Source organism: Peribacillus sp. SIMBA_075, assembly GCF_046534585.1.
Genome location: NZ_JAWRYN010000186.1, coordinates 1 through 379, shown reverse-complemented (window position 1 = coordinate 379; position 379 = coordinate 1). Strand labels below are relative to the sequence as shown.

At 39.6% G+C, this 379-nt stretch carries 1 pseudogene; it reads left to right on the top strand.

From position 1 onward, the window contains the following. A pseudogene (locus tag SB775_RS27745) lies at nt 1-357 on the top strand (TetR/AcrR family transcriptional regulator); the annotation flags it as partial. Nucleotides 358-379: the final 22 nt, after the last annotated feature.

Below are 379 nucleotides of genomic sequence, written 5' to 3'. Positions count from 1 at the left end.
CAATTAGAAAATGCTGCCGAAATGATCATCGGTGTGATGGACCGTGTATCGAAAAAGCCTTGCTCCATTGAGCCTGTGTTAACAGATGAGCTGATGGACTCTTATCTGCTTTCCTCACAGGACGAATATGATGAAGAAAAACATGTCATTACGTACTTAACGAAGATCAAGCAAGAGCTTCATGCACTTTCAAACGGAGAAGAAAAGGACGATCTCCTCTCTGCATTTGAGCTGCTGAATCAAGAATTATCAAAGGATCAACCGAGAACCTTTTTAATCAGCTCATTGCTCGATTATTTAGGCAAAAACAGCGTTTTATCTCAAAACGTGTCACAGCTGAAAAGCATCATTTTATAGATAAAGAAGGGATAACATGAAC